At 59.4% G+C, this 7,631-nt stretch carries 5 protein-coding genes; 3 read left to right on the top strand and 2 right to left on the bottom strand.

Features of this window, described 5'->3' with window-relative positions:
• Positions 1–244 precede the first annotated feature (244 nt).
• Positions 245–445 carry a DUF6494 family protein gene (locus CWO91_RS40765; protein WP_130220955.1) on the top strand — a complete coding sequence of 67 codons (201 nt, stop codon included), beginning with the start codon at positions 245–247 and terminating at the stop codon, positions 443–445.
• Positions 446–1,943: 1,498 nt separating this feature from the next.
• Here CWO91_RS40765 and CWO91_RS40750 read toward each other — a convergent pair.
• Complete coding sequence (locus CWO91_RS40750; protein ID WP_130220954.1) at positions 1,944–2,375, bottom strand: YybH family protein; 432 nt, start codon at positions 2,373–2,375, stop codon at positions 1,944–1,946.
• Between the two features lie 453 nt (positions 2,376–2,828).
• On the opposite strand from CWO91_RS40750, the gene CWO91_RS40745 reads away from it, so the two are divergent.
• Positions 2,829–3,803 carry an ABC transporter substrate-binding protein gene (locus CWO91_RS40745; RefSeq protein ID WP_165406052.1) on the top strand — a complete coding sequence of 325 codons (975 nt, stop codon included), beginning with the start codon at positions 2,829–2,831 and terminating at the stop codon, positions 3,801–3,803.
• Positions 3,804–4,028: 225 nt separating this feature from the next.
• Positions 4,029–4,517 carry a hypothetical protein gene (locus tag CWO91_RS40740; protein ID WP_130220952.1) on the top strand — a complete coding sequence of 163 codons (489 nt, stop codon included), beginning with the start codon at positions 4,029–4,031 and terminating at the stop codon, positions 4,515–4,517.
• A 221-nt stretch (positions 4,518–4,738) separates the two neighbouring features.
• On the opposite strand, the gene CWO91_RS40735 is transcribed toward CWO91_RS40740, so the two are convergent.
• Positions 4,739–5,557, bottom strand: coding sequence for a class I SAM-dependent methyltransferase (locus CWO91_RS40735; protein WP_245471535.1), 819 nt, complete (start codon positions 5,555–5,557; stop codon positions 4,739–4,741).
• Positions 5,558–7,631 lie beyond the last annotated feature (2,074 nt).

The following is a 7,631-nucleotide window of genomic DNA, read 5'->3' as shown; positions in this document are numbered from 1 at the left end:
ACTCCGATCAGGCGACGCCCGATTTCCGTATAGGGTCACAAGCGGCGGTCGGGGACAGCGCCAGCCGTGTCCGGTCCACCTCAAACGGCCGACCTTGCAGCCTCAGGTGTAGTCTTCAGCTCCGGGCCGACGTTGTAGGCAATCAGGTTGAGGAGGAAGTCGGCGGCGACGCGAGTTGGGCCTCGATGTTTGGTTTTTGCTCGCCTCGTGTTAGACTTCGCCTGCCCGACCAGGGAGAACAGCCATGACCGCCGAGTTCGATGAAGACCGCTTCAATATGGCTATCCGTAAATTTCTGAAGCATGTCGGAGTTACATCGCAGCGTGAAATTGAGAACCTGGTGCGTAGCGGGGCGGTGAAAGGTGGCAAGCTCAAACTGCGAATGACCCTGTCCGCTGAGGGGACGCCGCTGAAACATGTAGTCGAGGAAACAATCGCACTCTGACGATGTCCCGGCTGCCCCGGCATTGCCGCCCTCTTGGTGGAGCATTCAATCCTGTTGATTTCCAGCAACGACTGCTTTGGGTCAAAATGCGAAGAACTCAGGCTGAACACATCAAGTCCGCTACGGTCCACTGAGCCGACCTAATGGGGCCCCGCTGCTGCTCGTCTCAGTCCGAGCTTGTATGAACAGGATCGCGGTCCCGGTTGCGGGCTATCGATCGACGGGCAAGTTGATCGGCGAGACCGGAAGAACGCCGCCCTCTCGCAATTAGCGGAGCGATCCGCCGCCACATGTCAGCCGCGCCGGTAAATCGGCCGTGGATCGATTACCGGCGTTTACCGGCCCGACCCGTCCCGGCGTGGCTCTCGCCGATAGAACGCACAGGCGGCGATCCCACGTAATCAAACTAGAAAATCGTCCGGGTGAAATATCCTCAAGGGGGGCGGTCGCGCGTCCCCGCGCCTCAAGGCCCGTTTCGAAGGACCCGCCAAAGCGCCGACACAAATTTCGAGAGTAGCCGGGATGGCGCATCGTCCTGGCGATCCGGCGCGGCCGACGGCGCGCCGCCATCCAATTCGGTCAGCCGCTCCACCATGCCTTGCAGTCGCAATGGTAGCGGAGTGAGATCGTCCGTGAGGGTGCCGCGAAGTCGCTCACCAATCTCGTTGCAGATCGCCCGGCGATGCTCCGGATTGATCTAAACCTGGCGGATGGACCACGGGCGCGGTCGAAGGGGTATCTGCCTTGGCTGCCACCGTTGGCCTTGACGTGCACCGCCTCCTTGCCGTGCACGGATGATCCTGCCGCCACCGTAGTAACGTGCGACATGCCACCTTGATCCCGGCTTTGCACCGATACCGCTGCTCTGAGCGTCCGAAGTTCTCCGGTCGCCAACAACCGGGTTTCCCGTGTTATCCTGCCTTCCCGCGTGGGCTTGGAGGCAAGAAATGTCTACTTACCTGCGATTACAAACCGCCAATTTGAAGCCGGAAATGATCAGCCGCATCACGGCAGCTTACAAGCAGGCGCTCCATACGCTTTGTGTCCAGGATCGCGACGACCCGCTCACGGAAATGGTCGCAGCAAGATCATCAAGATCGCGCAAACGGAGGTCCTCGCCCCAGCAGACATTGCGGCTTTGGCGATCAAGGAACTCGAAATGCGTTAGGCATCTTATGCCTAACGCGCTTGGAACCGAAACATTCCCGACTTCGGCAGGTTGGCTGTTGGGCTTCGGGGCTTCGCACCCCGTCGCGTTCTGCAGTGGGCGTTACCCTGTCTAGCCAACATGATCCACGAACGGTTGATGTCGGATAATGGCCCGGTGGCCGCTCAATCAGACGCCGCGATGTCTGCCTCTGGGAGATGAGCCGACCGTCTCCGGTAAGCTCCCGAGGGCGGCCTTTGACCCACAACAGAAGTCGAGGCCGCGCACTCGATGGCAGGCAGAGTGTCGCCACCGTAAGATAAGAACGCCGAACGAAAGATAATGGCGTTGCTACTGGCTGATCACAGACGCTGCCGGACGTGGTGTCGTGATCGGGTCGGCGTGCCGATGGACAAGTTTCCACACCTCGTGCTCCAGGCGAAAGACGCTGGTCACACGCAGAGCCAGCGTAGCCGTTTGATCGCTCCCACCAACCTTAGCGTGCCCTCGCTCCACTTCGACGACACAGGCAAGCCCATCGGTCACGTATTTCGCTACAAGTTCCACGCCGGTGACGTCGCCATCGCGATAGTTCGATGCGGCACCAGCAATTGTTTCTTCGACCTTTTTGCGGCCGCATGCATAGGGCCCAAAAGGGTTACCCAAAGTTACGTCATCACCATCTGAAAAGAGAGCTTTCGCCGGGTCCGGATCACCCCGAAATACCGCCGCCACAGCTCGATGACTTCGCTCGATTGCGCGATCAAGATCTTCCGCTGCCATGTGTACCTCCGATGATGAGGCTCCTCCCTTGTCCAGGACGAACGTACGCCTTGGATCGTTGCAACTCGGAAGTTGGAAGGCATCTTATTCCTCGGTTGGGCAGAGGACAATCTGTGCGCCCAGCTCTCCCACGGTCGCGATTGACCCCGAGCTGAACAACGAACGAGCCGCCGCCATGTCGGCTGTCTGCGGGAGACCGGACGTTGCACGATGGTTGCGGTGACCGCCGCTCATGACCCAACCCGGACATCGGGAACTGCGCTGCCTCTACTCAGGAGGCTCACCGTTCAACGAAATCCGCCACCAACGTGGATGTCATTTCCATGCGGGACACGTCACCAAGGTCCGCCTTTGGACTCATCTCGGGCTGACGCTTATTTCAGCGGCTCAACCCATTCAAAATTCCAAGTTGCGGGCGCATATTGTAGCGGTAGCGCGCCGCGAGGTGGCTCAATGAAACGCCGCGATTTTGTCACGCTTCTTGGCGCCGCGATGGTAACCGTGCCCCTCGCAGCCCACGCGCAGCAACCTGCGGTGCCGCGGGTCGGCTACGTCTGGAGCGGCGTTCGCGGGACGGACGTGTACTACCAGACCGGATTCCGTCAGGGACTTGCAGACCTGGGATATGTAGTGGGGCGCAACCTGCTGCTCGAAGAACGCTATGCCGAGGGAAAGCCGGAGCGCGTTCCTGCGCTGATCGCTGAACTCCTCACGCTCAACGTCGATGTTCTCGTGACTCCAGGCACACCCACTTCGCAGGCCGCGCAACGTGCAACATCCACGGTGCCGATCGTCTGCATGAGCGGAGATCCTGTCAGAGCCGGTCTTGTGGCAAGCCTTGCCCGGCCAGGCGGCAACATCACCGGGCTGTCGCAGCTCTCCGGCGATTACGGCGTCAAGTGGCTGGAGCTGCTGAAGGAGGTGGCACCGAAAGTGCATCGTGTCGCCGTGTTGTGGAATCCTGACAATCCGACGACTGCCAACCAAGTCGAACTCATGCAAAAAGCGGCACCCGGGCTCGGTCTCGAGTTGACAGCCCTCTCGGTGCGGCTCGCGGAAATCGATAACAGCTTCGCCGCTCTGGGAGAGAGCGGCCTCGACGGCCTGGTCGTCACCGACGATCCATCGCTGATACCCCTCGTTCCCCGGCTGATCGCGCTCACCGCAGAGCGGCGAATGCCGGCGGTCTATCCATTCCGCGACTCGACTCAGAGAGGAGGACTGATGTCTTACTCGGCCAACCTTTTCAAACTATGGCAACGCGCCGCAGGCTATGTTGATCGCATTCTGAAAGGGACGCGTCCGGCGGAACTTCCCGTCCAGCAGACGACGGACGTGACCCTGAATATCAACCTCAAGACCGCTAAGGCGCTCGGTCTCGACATTCCAATGACGCTGCTCGCCCGCGCCGACGAGGTGATCGAATAGATAATTGCGGCGGTGCATGAGTCCGTTCCTGGCCCTTAGCGTCGAATATCAATCCTCACCTTGGCGTCGGCTCTTTGGATAAACCGGCCTTAGTCATGGTCAAAGCTGATCGACGCGAATGACCCTGAACGGACTTTCGATCTGGCAGCGGGCACGCTCTCGTTTACCCATTCGATCGGGTGTAGAGTGCACATCACTAAGAGTGCACATAAGTAGGAGGGCGTGATGAAAACTGCCTTTCTTTCAACCCTAATCCTTGCACTTTCGACAAGCGCCGGCTTCGCACAACAGCCCGCGCAGTGCCGAAACTTCGAGGCTACAATTGCGCTTCAGATGACCAAGGAAGGTTGCTTAAGCCAGATCGACCTTTGCACTGTCGGAACAGTCATGAGCAACGAGCCCGCTCTAAGCGGCGCAACGTGGCTTTTCACGGCGCACGGAATGGCCGAAACGGCAGGACTGCCTTCGTTGCCCAAAACACTGCAATCTTACGCGGGAACGGTGCTAGTCACGGCAAAAGGGGGGACGTTCACGACCAGCACTGCTGGCGTGTACGAAACCGAGTCGCTAGCTTTCAGCCAACTGGATAAGATCGTCAAGGGAACCGATCGATTCAGCAACTCCACCGGTCGGGTCATTTTTCTCACCGGCATCGGTCGGCAGGGCGGCGGATTTGATTCGCACGCTCGCGGCGAGTTGTGCGTGAACGAGTAATCAGGCCGGTCCGGTAAACTGAGGTGGAGCTGGAGACGCGGGGCAATAGCTGCGCGGCGTCGAGATGGAAGCGTCCGTTGGCGATCTCCAAGCCAAGCCTTCAATGTCGCCTATTGGCCCTGAGCCGAACCACGCCGATCCCGTTGTGATGTCAGCTATCGTCGGTAGAGCGGACGCGGACCGCGCTCGCTTCGACCTCCGCTTTCGACCCATAGCGGGCCTCAGTGGAGCGAAGCCGTCACCACGAAAGATTGCTGCGGGAATGTCAGCCCGCCGTTCGCCAGCATAGCGGGATCGAGGCGAGCCGCCGCGTCATCAGCGACGGCGGCAATCATGCGTTCACGCCCGGGACCATCCAGGCACTTTAGCAGCGCAGCCATCGGGGTCGCCGTGAGCTGGAAGCGGACGTAATCCAGCGCAGAAGGAAAGCTAATTTGCTTCGATACGGTCGCAACATTGACGTCCTCAAAGCCAGCCTGCCGCACCCAGTCGCCGAGGTCTTCGGCAGCGCAGGAAAGATGCTCGGAGCGTTTCGTCCGCGAGGACTGAGGTCCGAGAAAACTGTCGAGTGCCTGCACGAAAGCGTGCGCGGCTGGCGTTCGTTCAATGGCGTTGTAGACGCTGAGGCCGACGCGACCTCGCGCCTTGAGGACCCGAGCCATCTCTCTGAGAGCCAGCGGTCGATCAGGGAAAAACTGCAGTCCGAGTTGGCAGAGCACGACATCGAAACTATGCGTCTCGAATGGCAAGTGCAGCGCACTCCCTTCGATCCACTCGACCTTGGTCGATTTCGTCCGAGCCACCGCCAACATCGCCGTGTTGAGGTCTATGCCAACCAACCTCCCGACGAGCCCCCGCTCATCCAGCAGCCGCACCACGACGCCGGTTCCGCAGGCGACATCGAGTACGCTTTCCCCATTTGTCGGCCTGGTACGGTCGAGCAGATCCTTGGCCCAAATCGACGTGATAGCAGGGACGAGATAGCGCTCATAGAGCTCAGGGGCGCTGGCATCCATCTGCCAATGTTCACGCGTTGCCATGACGCTCTCCGAAAATGCCCATGGTGAAAACGCCAGAAAAGCGATGAGAAAGCTATACCAGTGCTGGCCGATATGGCCAACCGGGACAAGGTCTCCGAAAAGAGCAATGCGAATCCGAATGCGACTGCCTTTCAATTTTGTAATAGACGAATGACAACTAAAGAGCGACGATCACGGTGGTTCGCGAGGGTCGACCATGCGCGTCGCGTTACCGTATTCCGGAATTGCCGTCTGCCTCTCTATCATCGCTTGGCTAGTGCTGGCGCACCTTGGCTGAGAAGCGCCCTTTGGCGCTTTGCCGAGATGGGCTGCTTCCTGACCAAGTCGTAGGCCAGCAGACCACGGCCAAGCCGTAGCGGCTTCCCGGCCCGCTAAACCGGTTTACCGCGCTTTACGCCGCCAGATATTCTCAAGGCGGCCATCGCGCGTCCCCCCGGTCCTCGCCACAATCGGTAGGACCCGGTGAAATGGCGCAGATCGCATGCTGCATCGCAGGGCCAGTTGACACTTAACGTTTTTTGTCCTGGCGCTGCTCAGTTTCCGGGCGCACACTATGCTGTCGCCGCGCGAAGCCTTGGCAGTTATCGGTGATGAGAACGCCGGTTGCGCTCCCGCCAGTCCTCGAAGGGAGGGAGCAAATGCCAGAGCCTCATCGTTTGACACAAACAAGTCCGCTTGACGAACGCCTTGCAGAGCAAGCACGACGGCTGCGCAAGCAGGCTCAAGGCACCCCGCCGGGCATTGACCGCGAGCGCCTTGTCCGCAGGGCCCGCCAAGCCGAGACAGGATCCCACATATTTGAGTGGCTGAACTCACGCGGGCTACAACCACCAAAATGAGTTCGGTTGGCAATGGCGGTTCCCGCTTGAACCCCTCCGGCGGCTTGTTCGTTAACGGGCATCACCGGCAAACTAACTTGGCCGCCGGTGGCTGAGAGATCAACCGTTCTCCCGCCGACGGTTACAGAGGCGAGAGCGATGCATTGCAAACCCTCTATCCCACACACGTTTCGTGAACTCCTGTCCGCTGAAAAAGCTCGCCTCGAAGTGCAACTGGAAAATACGAGCCAACAAGAACAGCGCGAATTGATCGAGCGGAGACTGCGCCAGATCGAAACGGTGTCTCGGATAGACAAATGGATGGCGTCGGCTGAATTGCAGCCGCCCCGTTAAGGCGCTATCGCACGTCCTTCACCAATGGCACTGCTCGTTCGCGTTGGGCCATCGCCTGCATCTCAACGGCGAGGTTTTGTCCCACGCTCGGCCCCAGGAACGATTGACGGTGAGCGCTCCTCTAGTTTCCGGAGCCGTTCGATCTGCGTTTTTAGCCTCTCCGGTTGGTCCGGCTCAGGCTTTAGCGTCCCGCGCAGGTGGTCGCCGATTTCCTTAGCAATTGCCCGGCTGTGTTTGTCGTCTATGTCGATGCGGCGGGGCACAACGAACCTCCATGCCTACCCCTTCCCGCAGCTTCGCCGCCTGCGAGTACGGCTGCCCTAATCAAGGAACCGGAGACCGTCGCTTTTGGCTATCTACGCGAGCGCTTGCATTCAGAACAGCGGACCGCTCGCAGCGGCCTTTGGCTATCCCGCGATCTGCGCCGTATCGGTAACGGCGAGCGGCGGTCTCGTGTTCTTCCAAAGCCTTGGCAGGCGCTTTCGTTCCTTGGGATCGCGACGCAGGCCTCCATTCGAACGAGGAAACGAACAGCACTCGGAACCATTTCTAAGAGCACCCGGTTAGTTCATGGCTAGAAGGGAGGGACAAGATGAGAACCGAATATCTCGCTGCGGTTGCAATAGCTGCTCTTGTCGCTTGTACAGGCCTGGCCGCCAATTCTCTCGGCTCGCTACCTCTCGAAAAGCAGTCCATGCCAGCCGCCACGCAAATTGCGGACCGATTAGCTGTGTCCGTGGATCCATTTTTGATGCGGTCTAGTGGCTAACAGGCGGCGTTGCAGCCAACGGCGCTTGCATCCAGTGGTAAATCATTTCGCGCTGTGGTTGGATTTTTATTCGCGCGGCAGCGATCTTGAGTTGTTTGACGAAGTTTTGCTGAAACAGAAGGCTGCTATACTC

This window comes from Bradyrhizobium genosp. SA-3 (assembly GCF_004212635.1).
In the GTDB taxonomy this organism is placed as follows: domain Bacteria; phylum Pseudomonadota; class Alphaproteobacteria; order Rhizobiales; family Xanthobacteraceae; genus Bradyrhizobium.
The sequence above is the reverse complement of the archived record's forward strand: the minus strand, read 5'-3'. Positions and strand labels throughout refer to the sequence as shown.